The 20725-nt window shown below is 31.1% G+C and carries 19 protein-coding genes and 1 tRNA gene; 9 read left to right on the forward strand and 11 right to left on the reverse strand.

Annotation, left to right across the window (positions count from 1 at the left end; translation table 11 throughout):
- Positions 1-17: 17 nt before the first annotated feature.
- The 3 genes from LPB302_RS05860 to LPB302_RS05870 form a co-directional block, all read right to left on the reverse strand.
- Entirely contained in the window at positions 18-275 is a 258-nt protein-coding gene (locus LPB302_RS05860) for a DUF6952 family protein (protein WP_053972857.1), read from the reverse strand.
- 3 nt (positions 276-278) lie between these two features.
- Positions 279-587, reverse strand: a complete 309-nt coding sequence (locus LPB302_RS05865; RefSeq protein ID WP_053972858.1) for a thioredoxin family protein — start codon at positions 585-587, stop codon at positions 279-281.
- A 63-nt stretch (positions 588-650) separates the two neighbouring features.
- Positions 651-1292, reverse strand: a complete 642-nt coding sequence (locus LPB302_RS05870; protein ID WP_053972859.1) for a peroxiredoxin — start codon at positions 1290-1292, stop codon at positions 651-653.
- A gap of 230 nt (positions 1293-1522) precedes the next feature.
- Between LPB302_RS05870 and katG the strand changes: the two genes are divergently transcribed.
- Positions 1523-3727, forward strand: coding sequence for a catalase/peroxidase HPI (katG, locus tag LPB302_RS05875; RefSeq protein ID WP_053972860.1), 2205 nt, complete (start codon positions 1523-1525; stop codon positions 3725-3727).
- 55 nt (positions 3728-3782) lie between these two features.
- Here the strand turns inward: katG and LPB302_RS05880 are convergent, their stop codons facing one another.
- Genes LPB302_RS05880 through LPB302_RS05905 form a run of 6 tightly spaced genes read right to left on the reverse strand, consistent with a single transcriptional unit; the run spans position 3783 to position 9502 of the window.
- Positions 3783-4334 carry a hypothetical protein gene (locus LPB302_RS05880; RefSeq protein ID WP_053972861.1) on the reverse strand — a complete coding sequence of 184 codons (552 nt, stop codon included), beginning with the start codon at positions 4332-4334 and terminating at the stop codon, positions 3783-3785.
- Positions 4334-5497: a sigma-54-dependent transcriptional regulator gene (locus tag LPB302_RS05885; protein WP_053972862.1), complete on the reverse strand. Its 1164-nt coding sequence runs from the start codon at positions 5495-5497 to the stop codon at positions 4334-4336. Before LPB302_RS05885 ends, LPB302_RS05880 begins: the two co-directional genes overlap by 1 nt.
- Positions 5498-6370: a DUF6268 family outer membrane beta-barrel protein gene (locus LPB302_RS05890; protein ID WP_053972863.1), complete on the reverse strand. Its 873-nt coding sequence runs from the start codon at positions 6368-6370 to the stop codon at positions 5498-5500.
- A gap of 5 nt (positions 6371-6375) precedes the next feature.
- Entirely contained in the window at positions 6376-7242 is an 867-nt protein-coding gene (locus tag LPB302_RS05895; protein ID WP_053972864.1) for a mechanosensitive ion channel family protein, read from the reverse strand.
- Complete coding sequence (locus LPB302_RS05900) at positions 7243-8568, reverse strand: ABC transporter permease (RefSeq protein WP_053972865.1); 1326 nt, start codon at positions 8566-8568, stop codon at positions 7243-7245.
- 4 nt (positions 8569-8572) lie between these two features.
- Positions 8573-9502: an ABC transporter ATP-binding protein gene (locus LPB302_RS05905; protein WP_053972866.1), complete on the reverse strand. Its 930-nt coding sequence runs from the start codon at positions 9500-9502 to the stop codon at positions 8573-8575.
- A 177-nt stretch (positions 9503-9679) separates the two neighbouring features.
- On the opposite strand from LPB302_RS05905, the gene LPB302_RS05910 reads away from it, so the two are divergent.
- From LPB302_RS05910 to LPB302_RS05940, 7 genes are all read left to right on the forward strand, one after another.
- A complete protein-coding gene (locus LPB302_RS05910; RefSeq protein WP_053972867.1) occupies positions 9680-10135 on the forward strand; it encodes a MarR family winged helix-turn-helix transcriptional regulator in 456 nt (151 codons plus the stop codon).
- Between the two features lie 17 nt (positions 10136-10152).
- Complete coding sequence (locus tag LPB302_RS05915; protein ID WP_053972868.1) at positions 10153-12558, forward strand: 3-hydroxyacyl-CoA dehydrogenase/enoyl-CoA hydratase family protein; 2406 nt, start codon at positions 10153-10155, stop codon at positions 12556-12558.
- A gap of 4 nt (positions 12559-12562) precedes the next feature.
- Positions 12563-13753, forward strand: coding sequence for an acetyl-CoA C-acyltransferase (locus LPB302_RS05920; RefSeq protein ID WP_053972869.1), 1191 nt, complete (start codon positions 12563-12565; stop codon positions 13751-13753).
- A gap of 22 nt (positions 13754-13775) precedes the next feature.
- Positions 13776-15584 (forward strand): acyl-CoA dehydrogenase FadE, encoded by a 1809-nt coding sequence (locus LPB302_RS05925; protein WP_053972870.1) that lies wholly within the window; start codon positions 13776-13778, stop codon positions 15582-15584.
- Between the two features lie 105 nt (positions 15585-15689).
- Positions 15690-16661, forward strand: a complete 972-nt coding sequence (locus LPB302_RS05930) for a M20/M25/M40 family metallo-hydrolase (RefSeq protein WP_053972871.1) — start codon at positions 15690-15692, stop codon at positions 16659-16661.
- Between the two features lie 133 nt (positions 16662-16794).
- On the forward strand, positions 16795-17241 hold the full coding sequence (locus LPB302_RS05935) for a KTSC domain-containing protein (RefSeq protein ID WP_053972872.1): 447 nt from the start codon (positions 16795-16797) through the stop codon (positions 17239-17241).
- Positions 17242-17368: 127 nt separating this feature from the next.
- Positions 17369-18262, forward strand: a complete 894-nt coding sequence (locus tag LPB302_RS05940) for a hypothetical protein (protein WP_053972873.1) — start codon at positions 17369-17371, stop codon at positions 18260-18262.
- A gap of 71 nt (positions 18263-18333) precedes the next feature.
- On the opposite strand, the gene trxB is transcribed toward LPB302_RS05940, so the two are convergent.
- Together trxB and LPB302_RS05950 are read right to left on the reverse strand one after the other, a co-directional pair.
- A complete protein-coding gene (gene trxB / locus LPB302_RS05945; protein ID WP_053972874.1) occupies positions 18334-19281 on the reverse strand; it encodes a thioredoxin-disulfide reductase in 948 nt (315 codons plus the stop codon).
- Between the two features lie 119 nt (positions 19282-19400).
- A complete protein-coding gene (locus tag LPB302_RS05950; RefSeq protein ID WP_053972875.1) occupies positions 19401-20483 on the reverse strand; it encodes a PQQ-dependent sugar dehydrogenase in 1083 nt (360 codons plus the stop codon).
- A 79-nt stretch (positions 20484-20562) separates the two neighbouring features.
- Between LPB302_RS05950 and LPB302_RS05955 the strand changes: the two genes are divergently transcribed.
- Positions 20563-20637 (forward strand) — tRNA-Pro (locus LPB302_RS05955).
- Positions 20638-20725: the final 88 nt, after the last annotated feature.

Raw genomic sequence — 20725 nt, forward strand, 5'->3', positions numbered from 1 at the left:
AATTTGAAACTATAATCCTATTTATCAATAGATCCTAAAACACGTTTCATAAAATTATTTAATGCCTCTTTTTTTGGAGCACCATCTTTAATCATTTTATCTACTTCAATTGCTCCATACATATTAGAAATTAACTCACCAATAACATCTAATTCTTCATCTTTTAAAGAAGGAACTTCTGTTAAAGCCTCTAAAGTTTCTATAGTTTCTAAAACGTAATCTTGATCGTTTTCTTCAATAAAACTGGTTAAATGTTTAATTACTGGTAATTTCATAATTTATTGAATTTCTGACACTAAGTCTTTTAAAACATCAAACTTATTAGTTTGTGTTTGATTTTTTTTCTCTCCTCCTACAAAAGTTGCAAAAGTTGGTAAGTTGCTTACATCTGCCAACTTTCTGCTTTCAGGAAATTTTTCAGCATCTACCATTACAAATTTTATTTCATCATTCTCATTAGCCAATTTTTTAAATTTTGGCTTCATAATTCTACAATTTCCACACCAAGTTGCTGAGTATTGTACAATTACTTTCTCATTTCCTTCTACAATAACTTGTAAATTATCTTCTGTTAAATCTTGTACCATAATAATTTTCTTTTGAATTATGAGTTGTAAACAAAAGTTTACAACTCATAACCTATATTAAATTTAGTGACTAGCTAAATACTCTTTAGTTCCTTTGGCATTTGCTTGCATTGCCTCTTTACCTTCTTCCCAATTTGCAGGACAAACTTCTCCATTTTTCTGTACATGAGAATAAGCATCAATTAAACGTAAAAACTCATTTACGTTTCTACCAACTGGCATATGGTTAATACCTTCATGAAATACTGTACCTTCTTCGTCAATTAAATAAGTTGCTCTATAAGTTACATTATCACCTTCTACTTGAACAGTTCCAGTCTCTTCATCATATACTTCATTAGAAATATCTAAAATTCCTAAAATAGATGATAAATTTCTGTTGCTATCTGCTAAAATTGGGTAAGTAACACCTTCTATACCTCCATTATCTTTAGAAGTACTTAACCAAGCAAAATGCACTTCTGCAGTATCACAAGAAGCACCAATTACTACAGTGTTTCTTTTTTCGAATTCTGGTAATGCTTCTTGAAAAGCATGTAATTCTGTAGGACATACAAAAGTAAAATCTTTTGGATACCAAAATAACAACACCTTCTTGTTATTATTTACTGCTTCTTCTAATACATTTAACTTAAATGTATCTCCCAAATCGTTCATTGCGTTTACGTTAAGATCTGGAAATTTTTTACCAACTGCTGTTGCCATATTAATTATTATTTATGATTATTATATTTTCAGCTGCAAATATATTTTTAATGCTTACATTCTATGACACATCCCAAACTATTTAATTTATAGTAGAATAAGCTTTAATTATCTTAATTATTACAAAATTTTATAATCACTTTTACTTATAATTAAATAATTATTATAGATAAAAATTATTTACGAAAATTTTGTAATTTTGATGTAATAATTCTTAAAAACCAAATTTTATGAGCAATACAGATAATTTTGACATTAATAAAGACGCAAGTAAATGTCCTTTTTTAAATGGAGTTCCTAAAAAAACTGCAGGAGGAGGCACTACGAATCGCGACTGGTGGCCAAATGAATTAAAACTAAATGTTTTACGTCAGCATGCTTCTAAATCTAATCCTTTAGGAGAAGACTTTGATTATGCAGCTGCGTTTAATAGTTTAAACTTTAGTGAACTAAAACAAGATGTACTAGATTTAATGACAGATTCACAAGATTGGTGGCCTGCAGATTATGGTCATTATGGAGGTTTTATGATTAGAATGGCTTGGCATAGTGCAGGTACATATAGAGTTATAGATGGTAGAGGTGGTGCAGGTTCTGGTACGCAAAGGTTTGCTCCTTTAAATAGCTGGCCAGATAATGGTAATCTAGATAAAGCAAGATTACTGCTTTGGCCAATAAAACAGAAATATGGGAATAAAATTTCTTGGGCAGATTTAATGATTTTAGCTGGTAACTGTGCATTAGAATCTATGGGTTTTCCAACGAAAGGTTTTGCTGGTGGTAGAGAGGATGTATGGGAACCTGAACAGGATATTTATTGGGGAAGTGAAACTGAATGGGGTGCCAATGAAAAAAGATACGAAAATGAAGATTTAGAGTCTCCTTTAGCAGCAGTAATGATGGGTTGGATTTACGTAAACCCAGAAGGTCCTAATGGAAATCCAGATCCTTTAGGTTCTGCCAAAAATGTTAGAGACACTTTTGATAGAATGGCTATGAATGATGAAGAAACTGTAGCCTTAGTTGCTGGTGGACATACATTTGGTAAAGCTCATGGAGCTGCAGATCCAGATGAATTTGTTGGTAATGAACCTCATAGAGGAAAACTGGAAGAAATGAGTACTGGTTGGAAAAACTCTTACAAATCAGGAGTTTTAGATGATACTATTACAAGTGGTATAGAAGGTGCATGGACACCAAACCCTACTCAATGGGATGCTGATTACTTTGATGTATTGTTAAATTACGAGTGGGAATTAACAAAAAGTCCAGCAGGCGCTTATCAATGGACGCCTACAGAAGAATCTAAAGCAAGGATGGCACCTACAGCTGGTGATCCTAATAAAAAGCAAGCGCTTATGATGACAACAGCTGATATTGCTTTAAGAATGGATCCTGAATATCTTAAGATTTCTCAACGTTTTCATAAAGATCATAAAGCATTTGAAGATGCTTTTGCTAGTGCATGGTACAAATTAACACATAGAGATATGGGACCTACAGATCGTTATTTAGGACCAGAAGTTCCTAGTGAAGAATTATTATGGCAAGACCCAATACCTAAAGTAAATTACACTTTAACAGATGCGAATATTAATACTTTAAAATCACTGATTTCAGAAAGTGAATTAACCGTTTCTGAATTAGTAAAAACTGCATGGGCTTCTGCATTTACTTTTAGAGGATCTGATAAACGTGGAGGAGCTAATGGAGGTAGAATTCGTCTAGAACCACAAAAAAATTGGGAAGTTAATAATCCTGAAGAATTAGATAGGGTCTTAAAAGTATATGAAAATATTCAACAATCATATGATGGAGATATTTCTATCGCAGATTTAATAGTATTAGGTGGTTCTGTTGGTGTTGAGAAAGCTGTTAAAAATGCTGGCTACTCTTTTGATGTTTCTTTTTCTGGTGGAAGAGGAGATGCCTCTCAAGAACAAACCGATTTAAAGTCTTTTAGCTATTTAGAACCAATTGCAGACGGATTTAGAAATTACATTAACGGTAATTTAGAAATGGCTGCTGAAGATCTATTGATAGATAAAGCAAACCTATTAACTTTATCTATTCCAGAAATGACAGTTTTAGTTGGTGGTTTACGAATGTTAGGCGCGAATTACGATGGCTCTAATCATGGCGTTTTTACTGATAAAAAAGAAAGTTTAACAAATGATTTCTTTAAAAATATTTTAGACTTTTCATATACTTGGAAAGCTACAAACTCAGATGAGAAAGAGTTTATAGGTAGAGACAGAAAAACAAATGCAATGAAGTTTACAGGAACCAGAGCCGATTTAATTTTTGGTTCTAACACTGAGTTAAGAGCAGTTTGTGAAGTTTATGGTGCAGCAGATGCTGAAGAAAAATTTGTTAAAGATTTTATTGCTGCCTGGACAAAAGTGATGAACTTAGATAGGTTTGATTTAAAATAAGATTATTATTTCATATAAATAAAAAGAGGAAATATATTACATATTTCCTCTTTTTTTAATCATTATTTTCATCATCACCTTGCAGTAAAGGATGATCTTCTATATCTAAACCAACTACTTTAATAATACTTACTACTGCATTAAAAAGCATCAAAACAACACTAATTAAACCACCACTTAAAATTGAAGAAATAATTAAAGTAGCGTAGTAAATATAAGTATACCAATCACTTGGCACATTATCTGCTTCAGTAACTGGTAGGTTAAAAAACTGAAATATAATCATAGCTGCAACGAAAACAACTGTATCAATTTTTGCAATTAAAATTATGTGCTTATAATGACTTTTATTCAATTTAGATTTAGACCCAGAGCTAACGCTTATTAAAGTTAATAACAACGCTAAAATTGTAGCTGATGCTAATACAATTGTATTACAAAGTGTATTAAAACCTGGTAAAGATGAACGTATTAATTCTTTTGCTTCATAACCACTTAAATTACCTAAAGCAAATGCACCTATTCCTGTAAAAATAGTTGCAATTACTCCACCAATTATAGCACGTTTATTGTAATTAGATAAGTTTAAAAATTTAAATATGTCCATTATTTACTTGCAAATAACTTAATATCATTTGCAGAAACCTCTTTTTCACCTAATATAATTAAGCGTTCTACAACATTTCTTAACTCTCTAATATTACCTGTCCAATCGTATTTTTGTAAAAGTACTATAGCTTCATCAGAAAATATTTTTCTTGGAGTACCTTGCTCTTGAGATATTTTTGCTGCAAAGAAGTCTACTAATAATGGTACATCTTCTCTCCTATCATTTAAGGAAGGTACTTTAATTAAAATTACAGCTAATCTGTGATACAAATCTTCTCTAAATCTGCCTTCTGCAATTTCCTGTTTTAAGTTTTTATTGGTTGCTGCAACAATTCTTACATTAACCTTAATATCTTTATCAGAACCAACTCTTTGTATTTTATTTTCTTGTAAAGCTCGTAGTACTTTTGCTTGTGCAGATAAACTCATGTCTCCTATTTCATCAAGAAAAATGGTACCTCCATTTGCAGCTTCAAATTTACCTGCTCTATCTTTATTAGCTCCTGTAAAAGAACCTTTTACATGACCAAAAAGCTCACTTTCTATTAACTCTGATGGAATTGCAGCACAGTTTACCTCGATCATTGGTGCTTTAGAACGTGCAGACTTTTCATGAAGCCAATGTGCAACTAACTCCTTACCTGTTCCATTGGGGCCTGTAATTAACACTCTTGCATCTGTATCTGCAACTTTTTCTATAATATCTTTAATATGAGAAATTGCATCACTCTCACCTATCATTTCGTAATTCTTGCTTACTTTTTTCTTAAGTCTTTTATTTTCTACAACTAAAACCTTTTTGTCTAAGGCGTTTCTTACTGTATTTAAAAGTCTATTTAAATCTGGTGGTTTAGATATGTAATCAAATGCTCCTAAACGCATTGTATTTACTGCTGTATCTAAATCTCCATGACCAGATATCATAACAATTGGCACTTCAGGTTTTATTTTCTTGGCTTTTTCTAAAACCTCAACCCCATCCATTTTTGGCATTTTAATATCGCAAAGAACTAAATCATAATCATTATTTTTTATCATTTCCATTCCTTGCAAACCATCTTCTGCTTCCTCTACATTATAGGCATCATTTTCTTCAGAAATAATTTTCTTTAATACCCTACGAATTGCAGCTTCATCCTCTATAATTAATATTTTTGACATCTATATTTTAAATTTTATTCCTGTTCGTAAATAAAATGCATTTACTCGATCTAAAGTAAAAACATTTTCTCTGTCTTTATCTCTTAAAACATTGTTCATTCTAAGTGTATAACCTGTATATGTATATAGAACCAAATGTTTATTTAATAAATATTCATAGCCTAAACCAGAAACCACAACAGATAATGAAACATTATCTACCTGCTGATTTAATACTGCTGTAGGCCTTTGTAAATGTGCAAAATAACCATCTATGCTAACAAATGCTTGTATGGTATTTTTTTCTTTAAAGTAATATTTTACATTCGACTTTGGAACTCCTGCATTAAAAGACCAAGATTCATTTACTTGTCTAAAATAACTTACAAATGGTAATGGAAAAGGTATACCTGTGGTTGTATTATAAGTTAAACCTAGAATTAATCTATAAGGCCTTTTTAAGGTTGTCGCTTTAGTTCTATCATTCACAAAGAACACACCACCATTTAAAAACAAATCATCTCCTGTAATTTTTTCTGTTAAGGTAGATGCTAATCTTGGTGTTATTTTAAATCCAGTTCTCCACCTTTCATTTATCTTAAAGGTGTATCCTAAATTAATATCGATTACTGTAAGAGTTTCTAAAAGTGATTTATCAAAAGGATAGGCATCATTTAAATTTAAAAAAATTCTATTGTATTCTGCACCCACAAAAATATATCTGTCCTTTTTTAATTTTATAGGATAATTAAGTAACGCTCTAATTCTTGTGTATTGATCTTCTGAATTACTTTTAGGAATAAAAGAATATTCTAGCCTCGCTAAATCTGTAAGTTGGGCATTCGAAATACCTACTGACAATAGAAACAGCAGCACCAAAAGACTCTTTTTCATAGTTATTATTTTTCACTAAACATATGCACATCTCTTTGAGGAAAAGGAATGGTTATGTTATTTTCTCTAAAAGCTTTATCTATCTCAAAGCGAATATTACTTTGGGTAAATCTAACCTCGAAACTGTTATTTAAGGTAAATGCAACTTTAAAATTTAAACTACTATCTGCAAAATCTGTAAATAATACTACAGGAGCAGGATTTTCTAAAACAGTAGGTTGTGCAGTTGCAACCTCTAGCAATATTTTTTTTACTAACTCTACATCTGAACCATATGCAACACCAACATCTACACTTTCTCTAGTTTCAGTTCCATTTTCGGTCCAATTAAATAAAATATTAGTTAAATATAAGTGATTTGGAATTACCAATACTTTGTTATCAATAGTTACTGCTCTAGTTGTTCTTAATCGAATATCTAAAACACGCCCTACTTTACCTTCTAATTCTATAATATCTCCAACATGAACAGATTGATCTACTAAAATTATAATTCCAGAAAAAATATCTTGAAACAAAGTCTGCAAAGCTAAACCTACACCAATTAAAAGAGCTGCTGAAGCTGCAAAAACAGCTGTTACATTTACTCCTGATGTATGCATTGCAATTAAGAATATGATTAAAAAGACAATCCATCTTATATAACCAAACACAGTAACAAACTTAAGTTTGTCATTATTTGGCATATTTCTAGTAATAAACTTTCTAAATAGTTTTAAAACAAATGATGTTACTACTAAAGCAACAACTACAAAAAGTAATCCTCTTACAGTAATACTTATTTCTTCACTAAAAATAAATTTAAAGTCTAAAATAGAAGTTGTTTCTTCAACAATAGTGTCTTTAACTTTTTCTAAGGTTTCTTGTTGCATTTATCCTTTATATTTTAACCATTTGTACAAATCTTTATACGTTGGTTTTTTACCATACATTAAAATACCAACTCTATATATTTTGGCTGCCAACCAAACCATAAAAACAAAAGTAACTAAAAGCAAGGTCATAGAAATTGCTAGTTCGTACCAAGAAACTCCAAAAGGAACTCTCATTAACATAACAATAGGGCTTGTTAAAGGTATGTAAGAAAATGCTACAGAAATTGGTCCATGAGGATCACTAATTACAGTTGCAAACCCTACATAAACTGCCAAAATTAATGGCAACATAATTGGTAACATAAATTGCTGGGTGTCTGTTTCATTATCTACAGCAGCTCCAACTGCAGCAAATAAAGAACTGTATAACATGTAACCTCCTAAGAAATAAAAGATGAATAATAAGAAAAGTTTTAATATTGGTAATCTTAAAATTTCCTGAACAATTACTTGCATTTTATCTGCACCTGCTGCTTGTTTTGCAGCCTCTAATTGTTCTGCAGATATATTTTCGGTTTGCATTTCTACCATATCAACTCCAAATACAGAAGATGCCACTGTTGTAATTATAAAAATGATAATACCCCAAATAAAGAATTGTAACAAACCTGCAGAAGCATTACCAATAATTTTACCCAGCATTAATTGAAACGGTTTTACAGAAGATACTATAACTTCTATAATTCTACTTGTCTTTTCTTCAATAACACTTCTCATTACAGATGTTCCATAGACCATAACAAAAACCATCAATAAATAACCTGCTATGGCTCCTACTCCTATTTTTAAGCCGTTTATTAATTTGGATGATTCTTCTCCAGAAAAATTATACATTTTAATATCAGACTGCACTCTAGATGCGTTAATTTTATCAATATCAATTCCGAAGTTATTTAATTTTTCATTTCGAATTTTAGATTCTACTTTACCTTCTAAAGAATTCATTACAGACATTCCTGGAGAATCTTTTGAATAAAATTCTATAGATTTTGCTAAGATTTCTAAACTATCTTGTTGTGGTATTATAAGCGCTCCATAAAAATCACCTTCCTCTACTTTCTTCTTTGTTTCTTCTACTCCATAAGAAGTAAAGTCTTTATAATGTAGTGATTTAGTGTCTTTAAAATCTTCTTTAGAAAATAAACCAGAATTATCTACATAAACAATTTCTTTAATTTTCTCATCGTTCTTTTTCATTAAGAAAAAAACCAAAGCACCCATTCCTACCATAATTAGCGGACTCAAAAAAGTCATCACTATAAACGATTTATTACGAACCTTAGCAATAAATTCTCTCTGTATAATTAGTTTTAATTTACTCATCTTCTTATTGATTTTTACTTACTGCCTGAATAAAAATATCGTTTGCACTTGGTATTAACTCTACAAAATGTTGTACTTGACCTTTACTTGTTAAAAAAGATAACAAATCATTAGAAGAATCATTTGCTCCTAATTTCACATTCATAGTCAATTCATTTCCTAACAATTTAAAGTCTGCAGGAAAAACCTGAAAACTCTCTTTTAAACTCGCTTCTACCTCTTTTGGATTTGATGTATGTAAACCAACTTGAAAGGTATTGGTTCTAAACTGACGTTTAATATCAGATAATTTACCATCTAAAATTTTGTTAGATTTATTAATAAGCGCAATTTCATCACACATTTCTTCTACAGACTCCATTCTATGGGTAGAAAAAATAATGGTAGCTCCTTCATCTCTTAATTGCAGAATCTCCTTTGCAATAATTTGAGCGTTTATAGGATCAAAACCAGAAAAAGGTTCATCAAAAATTAATAATTTAGGATTGTGCATTACAGTTACAATAAACTGCACTTTTTGAGCCATTCCTTTAGAGAGTTCTTCAATTTTCTTATTCCACCAAGCCATTATATCAAACTTCTCAAACCAATATTTTAGTCTTTTCTTAGCTTCTGCTTTACTTAAACCTTTTAATTGTGCCAAGTACAAAGCTTGTTCACCAACCTTCATCGATTTATACAAACCACGTTCTTCTGGTAAATAACCAATATCTGCTGTATGTTTTGGTGCTAATGGCTCTCCATCTAAAAAAACGGTTCCAGAATCAGCCATCGTAATTTGGTTGATAATTCTAATTAAAGAAGTTTTACCTGCTCCATTTGGTCCTAATAAACCATAAACACTACCTTTTGGTATATGGATAGACACATCATTCAATGCCCTAAAATCTCCATAATTCTTTACAACATTATTAATTTCTAATAAATTACTCATTGGCTTTTTAATTAATTGAATTCAAAAAGAAAACTCTTCTTACAAACTTACATATTTTAATTAGTAAAGAAAACATAGATAATGTTACAAATAAATAAAATGTTAAATTTACTATGCATGCATAACTTTTTTTAAATTTACTATGCATGCATAGTAAATTTTTATATCTTTGATGTCATGGATAAAAATAAATCTATAGATCATCAATTACGAGCAACTTGGCAAGCAGTTGCAAAAATGTATAATGAACAAGCTACAAACTATAGTAGTACAATGTCTATGGCATTTGTTTTACTTACTATAGACAAAGATAAAGGTACACCAAGTACTGCATTAGGGCCTTTAATGGGTATGGAACCAACAAGTCTTTCTAGAATTTTAAAATCAATGGAAGAAAAAGGTGCAATTTCTAGAGAAAAAAACCCAGATGATGGTAGAAGTGTAATTATTAAACTTACAGATTATGGTTTAGAAATGCGTAAGTTTTCTAAAAGCCATGTATATCAGTTTAATAATGTAGTGAGAGAATATGTTACAGAAGACGAATTAGAATCTTTCTTTAAAGTGATGGTTACCATCAATAAACTAATTGCTGAAAAGAAAATTTTTGAACCTATTAATCAAGATAAATAAAATCAAACTATAAACAAATGACAAGAAGAATTAAAAAAGTAGCCATTATTGGATCTGGAATTATGGGATCTGGTATTGCATGTCACTTTGCGAATATTGGTGTAGAAGTTCTTTTATTGGATATTGTTCCAAGAGAATTAACTGATAAAGAAAAAGCAAAAGGACTTACATTAGAAGACAAAGTAGTTCGTAATCGTTTAGTAAATGATGCTTTAGCAGCTTCTTTAAAATCAAAACCATCACCTATTTATAGTCAAAAATTTGCAAGTAGAATTACTACTGGTAATATTGATGATGATTTGCACCTTATAAAAGATGTAGATTGGGTAATGGAAGTTGTTGTAGAAAGATTAGATATTAAAAAATCTGTTTTCGAAAAAATTGAAGAACACAGAACACCTGGTACTTTAATTACTTCAAATACATCTGGTATTCCTATCAAATTTATGAACGAGGGTAGAAGTGAAGATTTCCAGAAACATTTTGCTGTAACTCACTTCTTTAATCCACCAAGATATTTAAAACTTTTCGAAGTTGTTCCTGGGCCAAATTGCAAACAAGAAGTAACAGACTTTTTAATGATGTATGGTGATAAATTTTTAGGTAAAACTTCGGTTTTAGCAAAAGACACACCAGCCTTTATAGGTAATAGAATTGGTATTTTCGGTATTATGAGTTTGTTCCATATTGTAAAAGAAATGGACTTAACTATAGAGGAAGTAGACAAATTAACTGGGCCAGTTATTGGTCGTCCAAAATCTGCAACGTTTAGAACTATAGATGTTGTTGGTTTAGACACATTAGTACATACTGCAAATGGAGTTAAAGACAATTGTCCTGAAGATGAAATGAGAGAGCAGTTTGTAATTCCTGATTTTGTAAACCATATGATGGAAAACAAAATGTTAGGTAGCAAAACAAAACAAGGTTTTTATAAAATGACAAAAGATGCTAATGGTAAAAGAAACATTTTATCATTAGACTTAAATACTTTAGAATATAGAGAAAAGAAAAAAGCAAAATTTGCAACTTTAGAATTAACAAAAACTATTGATAATGTTGCAGATCGTTTTAAAGTTTTAGTTACTGGTAAAGACAAAGCAGGTGAATTTTACAGAAAGTCATTTGCAGCAATGTTTGCTTATGTACAAAATAGAATTCCAGAAATCTCTGACGAATTATACAGAATAGATGATGGTTTAAGAGCAGGTTTTGGTTGGGAACATGGACCATTCCAAATTTGGGATGCTGTTGGTGTAGCCAAAGGTGTAGAAATGATGAAGGCAGAAGGTCATGAAATTGCATCTTGGGTAGAAGAAATGTTATTAAATAACAATGATTCTTTCTACACTGTAAAAGATGGAGCTACGTATTATTATGATGTAGTAACAAAAACACAAACTAAAAAACCAGGTCAAGATTCATTTATCATTTTAGATAATATTAGAAAATCGAATCAAGTTTGGAAAAACTCTGGTGCAGTAATTGAAGATTTAGGAGATGGAATTTTAAACTTAGAATTCCAATCTAAAATGAATACTATAGGTGGTGATGTTTTAGCAGCTGTAAACAAAGCAATAGATTTAGCTGAAAAGAACTATCAAGGGTTAGTTGTTGGTAATCAAGCAGCAAACTTCTCTGTAGGTGCCAATATTGGTATGATTTTTATGATGGCAGCAGAACAAGAGTATGATGAGCTTAACATGGCTATTAAATACTTTCAAGACACAATGATGCGTATGCGTTACTCTGCAATACCAACTATTTCTGCTCCTCATGGAATGGCTTTAGGTGGTGGATGTGAAATTTCTTTACACGCAGATAAAGTAGTTGCAGCAGCAGAAACTTATATGGGTCTTGTAGAATTTGGAGTTGGTGTAATTCCTGGTGGAGGTGGTTCTAAAGAAATGGCCTTAAGAGCTTCTGATAAGTTTGATAAGGGTGATGTTCAATTAAATGTTTTACAAGAACACTTTTTAACAATTGGTATGGCTAAAGTAGCAACTTCTGCTTATGAAGCTTTCGATTTAGGATTATTACAAAAAGGGAAAGACGTAGTTGTTGTAAATAAAGACAGACAAATAGCACAAGCTAAAAAACACGCAGTTTTAATGGCTGAAGCTGGTTATACACAACCAGTAAAACGTAAAGATGTTTTAGTATTAGGTAAGCAGGCATTAGGTATGTTTTTAGTAGGAACAGATTCTATGGAAGCTAGTAACTATATATCTGCTCACGATCAAAAAATAGCTAACAAATTAGCATATGTAATGGCTGGTGGAGATTTATCTGAACCAACCAAAGTATCAGAGCAATATTTATTAGACATCGAACGTGAAGCATTTTTAAGTTTATGTACAGAACGTAAAACTTTAGAAAGAATTCAGCACATGTTAAAAACAGGTAAACCTTTAAGAAACTAAGAAAATGAAAACAGCATATATAGTAAAAGCATATAGAACAGCAGTTGGTAAAGCTCCAAAAGGACTGTTTAGATTTAAAAGAGCAGATGAATTAGCTGCAGAAACCATTCAATATATGATGAATGAACTGCCTGATTTTGATAAAAAAAGAATTGATGATGTTATTGTAGGTAATGCAATGCCAGAAGGTTCTCAAGGTTTAAACATGGCACGTTTAATCTCTTTAATGGGGTTAGATATTGTTGATGTTCCTGGGGTCACTGTAAACCGTTTTTGTTCATCAGGTTTAGAAACAATTGGTATGGCTGTTGCAAAAATTCAATCTGGAATGGCAGATTGTATTATTGCAGGTGGTGCAGAAAGCATGAGTTCAGTGCCAATGACAGGTTTTAAACCAGAATTAAATTATGATACAGTTGCTGCTGGTCATGAAGAATACTATTGGGGAATGGGTAATACTGCAGAAGCAGTTGCCAATGAATTTAAAGTATCTAGAGAAGATCAAGATGAGTTTGCTTTAAACTCGCACTTAAAAGCTTTGAAAGCGTTAGAAGAAAACAGATTCCAAGACCAAATAGTACCTATTGATGTAGAGCAAACTTACGTTGATGCAAATGGTAAAAAAGCTACTAAAAAGTACACTGTAAATAAAGATGAAGGCCCAAGAAAAGGTTCTAATCTTGCAGGTTTAGCAAGATTACGTCCTGTATTTGCTGCTAATGGTAGTGTAACTGCTGGTAATTCATCTCAAATGAGTGATGGAGCTGCATTTGCAATGATAATGAGTGAAGATATGGTTAAAGAATTAAATCTAGAACCAATTGCAAGAATGGTAAGTTATGCTGCTGCTGGTGTACCTCCAAGAATAATGGGTATTGGTCCAGTTGCTGCAATTCCAAAAGCATTAAAACAAGCAGGTTTAAATCAAAACGATGTAGGTTTAATTGAGCTGAATGAAGCGTTTGCTTCTCAATCTTTAGCTGTAATTCGTGAATTAGGCTTAAATCCAGATATCATCAATGTAAATGGTGGTGCAATTGCTTTAGGTCATCCATTAGGTTGTACAGGTGCTAAATTATCTGTTCAATTATTTGATGAAATGCGTAAAAGAGAAATGAATAACAAATACGGAATGGTAACCATGTGTGTTGGAACAGGACAAGGTGCTGCTGGTATTTTTGAATTTTTAAACTAAACTCCCCAAAAAATATAATATTATGGAAACAACAAATAAAGAAATTTTAAGAGGAGGACAATTCCTTGTAAAAGAATCAAAGTGCGAAGACATTTTTACTCCAGAAGATTTTTCTGAAGAGCAAGTAATGATGAAAGAAGCTGTAAAAGAATTTACGGATAGAGAAATTGTTGCACATAGAGATCGTTTTGAAGCTAAAGATTATGCTTTAACAGAAGAAGTAATGAAGAAAGCTGGTGAACTTGGCTTTTTAGGTGTAGCTGTTCCTGAAGAATATGGAGGAATGGGTATGGGTTTTGTTTCAACAATGATTACTTGTGAGTATATTTCTAGTGGAAATGGTTCTTTAAGTACAGCTTTTGGTGCGCATACAGGAATTGGTACAATGCCAATTACACTATATGGTACAGAAGAGCAGAAACAAAAATATGTGCCAAAATTAGCCTCTGGTGAATGGATGGGTGCATATTGTTTAACTGAACCAGGTGCTGGTTCTGATGCTAACTCTGGTAAAACTACTGCAGAATTAACAGAAGATGGTAAATCATATAAAATTAACGGACAAAAAATGTGGATCTCAAATGCAGGTTTTTGTAATTTGATGATTGTTTTTGCACGTATAGAAAATGATAAAAACATTACTGGTTTTATAGTAGAATATGATGCTGAAAATCCTAATGGAATTACCTTAGGAGAAGAAGAACATAAATTAGGTATTAGAGCAAGTTCTACAAGACAAGTATTTTTTAATGATACTGTTGTACCTGCAGAAAACATGTTATCTGTTAGAGGTGGTGGATTTAAAATTGCTGTAAACGCATTAAATGTTGGTCGTATTAAATTAGCTGCTGCTTGTATCGATTCTCAAAGAAGAGTTTTAACAACAGCATTACAATATGCTAACGAAAGAAAACAATTTAAAACTCCTATTGCAGATTTTGGTGCTATTAAAGCAAAATTAGCAGAAATGGCTACTAACTGTTATGCAGGTGAATCTGCAAGTTACAGAGCTGCTAAAGATATTGAAGACAGAATTGAAATGAGAATGGCTGCAGGTAATTCTCATCAAGAAGCAGAATTAAAAGGTGTAGAAGAATATGCAATTGAATGTTCTATTCTTAAAGTAACAGTATCTGAAGATGTACAAGCGTGTGCAGATGAAGGAATTCAGATTTTTGGAGGAATGGGATTCTCTGAAGAAACACCTATGGAAGCTGCTTGGAGAGATGCAAGAATTGCACGTATTTATGAAGGTACAAACGAGATTAACAGAATGTTATCTGTAGGTATGTTGATTAAAAAAGCAATGAAAGGTCATGTAGATTTATTAGGCCCAGCAACAGCAGTAGCAGATGAATTAATGGGTATTCCATCTTTTGACACACCAGATTATTCTGAGTTGTTTGCAGAAGAAAAAGAAATGATTGCTAAATTAAAGAAGGTGTTTTTAATGGTTGCAGGTTCTGCAATTCAAAAATACGGACCAGATTTAGAGCAACATCAACAACTTTTAATGGCTGCTGCTAACATTTTAAACGAAGTGTACATGGCAGAATCTACTTTATTACGTGCAGAGAAAAATGCTAAACGTTTTGGTGAAGATGCTCAAAAAGGTCAAATAGCCATGGCTAAATTATACTTATATAATGCTGTAGAAATTGTTGCTAAAAATGGTAGAGAAGGTATCATATCTTTTGCAGAAGGTGATGAACAACGTATGCTATTAATGGGATTAAAGCGTTTTACAAAGTACGCAAATTACCCAAATGTAGTTGCTTTACGTAACCAAATTGCAGACATAATGAAAGCAGAAAACAAGTATACTTTTTAGAACAAATTGAAGTAAATAACTTGCCAAAAAAGACCATTTTTATTAATGGTCTTTTTTAGTATATTTGCACTGATTTTCCCCGATTTTATTAGACAAATAATAACAATGAAAACAAAATTACTTCCTGTTTTTACCCTTATTGTTCTATTAATGGGTTGTAGTGAACCTAGAGTAATAGATATTAATAGTGATAAGCTATTATCAGACTTAAAAATTCTTGCAGATGACGCTTTAGAAGGTAGAGCTTTTTCTAAAGAAGGGAATATTAAGACTCAGAAAATAATTATTGATGAATTTAATAAAATAGGTTTACAACCAGTAATTGGTGGTAACTTATTGCATAAATTTAATCATAACTTTACTGGCAAAGTAAGGCAAGAAGTTTTTCCTATAGAAAAACCTTTAGAAGATTTATCAAACGTTAAAGACACAATAGTTTCTGGAGCCAATATTGTAGGTATGCTTAAAGGCCAATCTAACAAAACTTTTGTAATTACTGCTCATTATGATCATTTAGGAGTAAGAAATGGTAGAATTTACAATGGTGCAGATGATAACGCATCTGGAACTGCAGCCTTATTTACAATAGCAAAATACTTTAAAGATAAACCAACAAAACATAATTTAATTTTTGCTGCTGTAGATGGTGAAGAAATAGGTTCTATTGGAGCAGACTATTTCTTAAAAGATTATTTAAATAAAGACAACATCAGTTTAAATATAAATATGGATATGATTGCTCATAGTGATTATGATCCAGAATTATTTGCTAGTGGATTACATCATTATCCAGACTTAAGAGATCCTTTAGAGGATATTGAATCTGAAAAAATTATTTTATTATTTGGACATGATGATCCTGATAATAAACAACAATCAGACTGGACTTTCTCTTCTGACCATAGAGTTTTTCACAGAGAAAAAATTCCTTTCATCTATTTTGGTGTTCCTGATCATAAAGATTATCACAGGCATACAGATACTTATGGAACTATAAATGAAGAATTTTATATAGAAGCTGTAAAAATTGTTATCAAGGCAATTGAAAACTTTGACGAAGAATTAGCTGAACACTAAAAAATAAAAAAGATTACTAATTGTAATCTTTTTTTTTGCTTGATAGTTAACTATTAAATAAAGTAAAGTTTAGTAAACTTATCTCTTTAATCCATTTATTATGAATACTTTTGCGCAAAATTTGAAACACTAAATGAAACGTATTAAAGAATATAAAAAGCTTTTTAATGTTGAAGGCAGCATTGACTTGAAAGAATTAAAGAGTACATATAGAAGTCTCGTAAAAGAATGGCATCCTGATAAATTTACAGATCCTGATAAAAAAGCAGAAGCAGAAATTGTAAGTACAAGAATTATTGATGGTTATCACTTTTTGGTAAGTATTGCTCCCGAAACTAAAAAGGCAAATTTAGAGGCATATAAAACTACGATTACTGAATTTCAAGTTGCAGATTGGCATCATAAAAGTATGCTATTAGAAGTTACTTTTACAGATGGTAATACTTATGAATACTTTGGTGTAAGTAAAATTTTGTTTGGTAAATTCATTAACGCAAAATCAATCAATAATTTTGGGAAGAGAAATATCTTCAATAAATTTTTATACAGAAAATCAAAGAAAGCAGCTGCAATGGCTTAACCCTCTTTCTTAAATACATTATATAAGAGATTACTTTGCTAAGTAATCTCTTTTTTTGTAAACAAAAATTAAAATTAAAAATTCGTAAATTAGTACTAATTATTATAGTCTATAAATGAAACGATTTATGAATTTTTATGTACCTCTTGTCTTTAGCTTTTTGTTTATGTTTTGTTCAGATCCTAAAGCTCCAAATAAAAAATCTGTAAACGAAACCAACGTTAACGTTCAAAAGAAAGACTTTAACGCTTATTGGTATGAAGGAAAAGCAGAAATTACGTCTTATAAACTTACTCAAGCAAGATATGGAGAGCTACATGAAGGAACAGCTGTTAACATTTTTGTAACCGAAGACTTTTTACCTGATAAACAAGTAAAAGCAGACTATAAAAATGAGAAGAATGTACCCATACTTAAGTTAAATAGTACCAAGAAATTTACTACTGGTATTTATCCTTATTCCTTAATGACGAGTACATTTACACCAATTGATCTGAATAAAGAAACTATTAAAGTATCATTTTCTGGCCAAGAATGGTGTGGAAATACTTTTGTTCAACTTAACAATAGAACAAATTATGAAATTCAGTTTTTCTCCTATTTTGAAAGTAATGCCGACAAGAAAATTTCTTTAAAGAAAAATAAACTAGAAAATGAATTTTGGAATATGTTACGTGTTAATCCATATCAAATAAAAAAAGGCAGGTATAAAATAATTCCATCTTTTGAGTTTTTAGCCTTAAATCATCAAAAAGTATCGGCTTACGAAGCTGAAACAAATTTAATAGAAAAAGGAAAATTTATTAACTTCAGTATTTATTATCCAACTTTAGATAGAAAAATATCCATAAAACTAACTAAAGATTTTCCTTATACTATTGAATCTTGGGAAGAAACTTTTTCTAGCCGTGGAAAAAAATTAATTACCAAAGCCACAAAAATAAAAACTATTAAATCTGCTTATTGGATTAAAAACGGCGTTGCAAATGTAAGTGAAAGAAAAGATTTAGGTTTAGATTAAAGTGATTCTATAAAATACAAAGAGCGATTTCAAATGAGAAATCGCTCTTTGTATTTATAAAATTTACGTTTTTATTCTAAGGCACCTAAATAACGTTCTGCATCTAAAGCAGCCATACAACCTGTACCTGCAGCAGTAACTGCTTGTCTATATTCTTTATCTTGTATATCACCAGCTGCAAAAACACCTGGCATATTTGTTTTTGTAGTTTTACCCTTAGTAATTAAATAACCTGTTTCATCCATATCTAAAACACCTTTAAATAAGTCTGAATTAGGTGTATGACCAATAGCTATGAAAACTCCTGTTACTGCAATTTCCTTTGTTTCTTTAGTTTGATTATTGATTGACCTTACTCCTGTTACAACATTAGTTCCTAATACTTCTTCTACTTCTGTATTATAAAGAACTTCAATGTTTTCAGTTTTATCAACTCTATGTTGCATCGCTTTAGAAGCTTTCATATAATCTTTACGAACTAACAAATAAACTTTAGAACAAATATTAGCTAAATAAGTAGCTTCTTCAGCTGCAGTATCTCCTCCTCCAACAACTACTACCTCTTGACCTTTATAGAAAAAACCATCACATGTTGCACAAGCAGAAACTCCTCCACCAATTAACCTCATCTCGCTTTCTAAACCTAAATACTTAGCAGTTGCACCTGTAGATATTATTATGGTATTTGCCTCTACTTCTTTGTTTTCATCAATTGTTACTTTATGAATCCCCCCAACTTCATCACTCAAATTAACAGCTGTAACCATTCCAAAACGCACATCAGTTCCAAATCTTTCAGACTGTTTTTTTAAATCTTCCATCATTGCAGTTCCATCTGTACCTTCTGGATAACCAGGAAAATTATCTACTTCTGTTGTTGTAGTTAACTGACCTCCCATTTGCATTCCAGTATACATTACTGGTTTCATATCTGCTCTTGCTGCATATATAGCTGCAGTGTAACCTGCAGGACCAGATCCTATAATTAAACATTTTATCTTCTCAGTAGTTTCTGACATAATTGAATTATCTTTTAGAAGGTAAAAATATAGATTTTTATCACCTTATGTGATTATTGTTTATAAGTTTTAATAATGAAAAAATAGAGGTTTAAAATAGCTCTTTTTACCACTTGTAATTATTGAGGTAACAGTTTAATAATGCCCAAGTTTTCTACTCCCACATAAATATAACCGTCCAAACCTTGCTCTATAGATCTAACTCTACCTATACTCTCTAATAATTTTACTTCTTTAAAAACGCTATTATTTTTAACAATACACCTGCTTAAATATTGAAACTTTAAAGAACCAACCAACAAGTTACCTTTCCATTTTCCATAAATATCGCTGTTGATAAAAGCCATTCCACTTGGTGCAATTGAAGGTGTCCAATAATGAATAGGGCTTTCCACACCTTTCATGTAGGTTTTGTCTGTAAATTTTGTTCCACTATAATTTACTCCATAACTAACTTTTGGCCATCCATAGTTTTTGGCCTTTTTAATAATATTAATCTCATCTCCTCCTTTAGGACCATGTTCATGAGACCAAATTTCATTAGTAAAAGGATTCATAACCAACCCTTGAGGATTTCTATGCCCATAACTATAGATAGCTTTCTTTGCTGTGTTTGATGATGCAAATGGATTATCTTTTGGAATAGTTCCATCGTCATTTAAACGATATATTTTTCCTCCATCTCTATTTATATCTTGAGGGTTAACATCTCGATTTCCTCTATCACCTACACTAAAATAAACACGATTATCTGAGTCAAAAACAATTCTAGAACCAAAATGTTGACCTCTAGTAGAATTTGGAGTAGCTTTATAAAGCACCTCCTTATTTACTAAACTACTTTCTTTGAGCTTAGCGCGCATCAAAGTTGTATTACCTCCTCTTCCACCTCCAATATCTGAAGCATAGGTAAAATAAATCCATCCATTATTTTTATAATTAGGATGCAATTCTATGTCTAACAATCCTCCTTGCCCCCTTAAATATATTATAGGTGCATTTTCTATTTCGGTTTGAATACCATTCTTAAAATGAATAATCTTTCCTGACTTTTCATTTATAATCATAGAATTATCTGGCAAGAATACAAATCCCCAAGGATTTTTTAAATCTGGAACGATTAATTCATATTCTTTATTTTGAGAAACTAGATTTAAAGAGAAAATGCATACATAAATTAAAAGAGTATTTTTTATAAACATATTTAGAAAATTCAAGAATTTTAAATACAATATATAAATATTATTCTATATTTGCAGTCCTAAAATTGATGACTATTTTCGGGGTGTAGCGTAGCCCGGTCATCGCGCCTCGTTTGGGACGAGGAGGTCGCAGGTTCGAATCCTGCCACCCCGACTTTTAAGCCTTTAGATTTTATCTAAAGGCTTTTTTTATACTTCAAAAAATTAACGTAAGTTTTTGTTTAACTTAAATTATAATACCT

The organism is Polaribacter dokdonensis (genome assembly GCF_024362345.1).
Classification (GTDB): Bacteria; Bacteroidota; Bacteroidia; order Flavobacteriales; family Flavobacteriaceae; genus Polaribacter; species Polaribacter dokdonensis.

What these genes read in the sequence shown, in the direction of transcription:
- LPB302_RS05860 (WP_053972857.1), bottom strand. Translation starts at nt 275, where the DNA reads ATGAAATTACCAGTAATTAAACATTTAACCAGTTTTATTGAAGAAAAC.
- LPB302_RS05865 (WP_053972858.1), bottom strand. Translation starts at nt 587, where the DNA reads ATGGTACAAGATTTAACAGAAGATAATTTACAAGTTATTGTAGAAGGA.
- LPB302_RS05870 (WP_053972859.1), bottom strand. Translation starts at nt 1,292, where the DNA reads ATGGCAACAGCAGTTGGTAAAAAATTTCCAGATCTTAACGTAAACGCA.
- katG (WP_053972860.1), top strand. Translation starts at nt 1,523, where the DNA reads ATGAGCAATACAGATAATTTTGACATTAATAAAGACGCAAGTAAATGT.
- LPB302_RS05880 (WP_053972861.1), bottom strand. Translation starts at nt 4,334, where the DNA reads ATGGACATATTTAAATTTTTAAACTTATCTAATTACAATAAACGTGCT.
- LPB302_RS05885 (WP_053972862.1), bottom strand. Translation starts at nt 5,497, where the DNA reads ATGTCAAAAATATTAATTATAGAGGATGAAGCTGCAATTCGTAGGGTA.
- LPB302_RS05890 (WP_053972863.1), bottom strand. Translation starts at nt 6,370, where the DNA reads ATGAAAAAGAGTCTTTTGGTGCTGCTGTTTCTATTGTCAGTAGGTATT.
- LPB302_RS05895 (WP_053972864.1), bottom strand. Translation starts at nt 7,242, where the DNA reads ATGCAACAAGAAACCTTAGAAAAAGTTAAAGACACTATTGTTGAAGAA.
- LPB302_RS05900 (WP_053972865.1), bottom strand. Translation starts at nt 8,568, where the DNA reads ATGAGTAAATTAAAACTAATTATACAGAGAGAATTTATTGCTAAGGTT.
- LPB302_RS05905 (WP_053972866.1), bottom strand. Translation starts at nt 9,502, where the DNA reads ATGAGTAATTTATTAGAAATTAATAATGTTGTAAAGAATTATGGAGAT.
- LPB302_RS05910 (WP_053972867.1), top strand. Translation starts at nt 9,680, where the DNA reads ATGGATAAAAATAAATCTATAGATCATCAATTACGAGCAACTTGGCAA.
- LPB302_RS05915 (WP_053972868.1), top strand. Translation starts at nt 10,153, where the DNA reads ATGACAAGAAGAATTAAAAAAGTAGCCATTATTGGATCTGGAATTATG.
- LPB302_RS05920 (WP_053972869.1), top strand. Translation starts at nt 12,563, where the DNA reads ATGAAAACAGCATATATAGTAAAAGCATATAGAACAGCAGTTGGTAAA.
- LPB302_RS05925 (WP_053972870.1), top strand. Translation starts at nt 13,776, where the DNA reads ATGGAAACAACAAATAAAGAAATTTTAAGAGGAGGACAATTCCTTGTA.
- LPB302_RS05930 (WP_053972871.1), top strand. Translation starts at nt 15,690, where the DNA reads ATGAAAACAAAATTACTTCCTGTTTTTACCCTTATTGTTCTATTAATG.
- LPB302_RS05935 (WP_053972872.1), top strand. Translation starts at nt 16,795, where the DNA reads ATGAAACGTATTAAAGAATATAAAAAGCTTTTTAATGTTGAAGGCAGC.
- LPB302_RS05940 (WP_053972873.1), top strand. Translation starts at nt 17,369, where the DNA reads ATGAATTTTTATGTACCTCTTGTCTTTAGCTTTTTGTTTATGTTTTGT.
- trxB (WP_053972874.1), bottom strand. Translation starts at nt 19,281, where the DNA reads ATGTCAGAAACTACTGAGAAGATAAAATGTTTAATTATAGGATCTGGT.
- LPB302_RS05950 (WP_053972875.1), bottom strand. Translation starts at nt 20,483, where the DNA reads ATGTTTATAAAAAATACTCTTTTAATTTATGTATGCATTTTCTCTTTA.